Source organism: Paenibacillus sp. PAMC 26794, from assembly GCF_000316035.1.
Lineage (GTDB): Bacteria > Bacillota > Bacilli > Paenibacillales > Paenibacillaceae > Paenibacillus.
On sequence record NZ_ANHX01000069.1, the window covers coordinates 1 to 650 of the forward strand.

7 tRNA genes are annotated in these 650 nt (G+C 53.8%); all 7 read right to left on the minus strand.

The annotated features are described in order from the left end of the window. Nucleotides 1-39 precede the first annotated feature (39 nt). The 7 genes from D829_RS0122315 to D829_RS0122345 all read right to left on the minus strand — a co-directional run bounded on the left by D829_RS0122315 (nt 40) and on the right by D829_RS0122345 (nt 645). Nucleotides 40-114, minus strand: a tRNA-Gly gene (locus D829_RS0122315). 10 nt (nt 115-124) lie between these two features. Next, nucleotides 125-205, minus strand: a tRNA-Leu gene (locus D829_RS0122320). Nucleotides 206-211: 6 nt separating this feature from the next. After that, nucleotides 212-287 (minus strand) — tRNA-Lys (locus D829_RS0122325). A gap of 9 nt (nt 288-296) precedes the next feature. Then, nucleotides 297-382: transfer RNA gene (locus D829_RS0122330), tRNA-Tyr, on the minus strand. 9 nt (nt 383-391) lie between these two features. Next, nucleotides 392-467: transfer RNA gene (locus D829_RS0122335), tRNA-Thr, on the minus strand. Nucleotides 468-475: 8 nt separating this feature from the next. After that, a tRNA-Phe gene (locus D829_RS0122340) sits at nt 476-551 on the minus strand. Nucleotides 552-567: 16 nt separating this feature from the next. Then, a tRNA-Asp gene (locus D829_RS0122345) sits at nt 568-645 on the minus strand. Nucleotides 646-650: the final 5 nt, after the last annotated feature.

The following is a 650-nucleotide window of genomic DNA, read 5'->3' on the forward strand; positions in this document are numbered from 1 at the left end:
GTCAAACGCTCTATCCAGCTGAGCTAAGGGCGCAAATATTGGAGCGGAAGACGGGAATCGAACCCGCGACCCTCGCCTTGGCAAGGCGATGCTCTACCGCTGAGCCACTTCCGCAAATAAGGGATGCGCGTGGAGGGACTTGAACCCCCACGTCAAAGACGCTAGATCCTAAGTCTAGTGCGTCTGCCAATTCCGCCACACGCGCATATAATGGTGAGTCATGAAGGGCTCGAACCTTCGACACCCTGATTAAAAGTCAGGTGCTCTACCAACTGAGCTAATGACTCATAGAAAACTGGTGGAGGATGATGGATTCGAACCACCGAACCCGTACGGGAGCAGATTTACAGTCTGATGCGTTTGGCCGCTTCGCTAATCCTCCAGGATTACATGGTGCCGGCGAGAGGACTTGAACCCCCAACCTACTGATTACAAGTCAGTTGCTCTACCAGTTGAGCTACACCGGCGTATTACATGGTGGCTCGGGACGGAATCGAACCGCCGACACGAGGATTTTCAGTCCTCTGCTCTACCGACTGAGCTACCGAGCCTTACTAGAATAAAAAATGGCGGAACCGACGGGATTCGAACCCGCGATCTCCTGCGTGACAGGCAGGCATGTTAGGCCAACTACACCACGGTTCCAGATC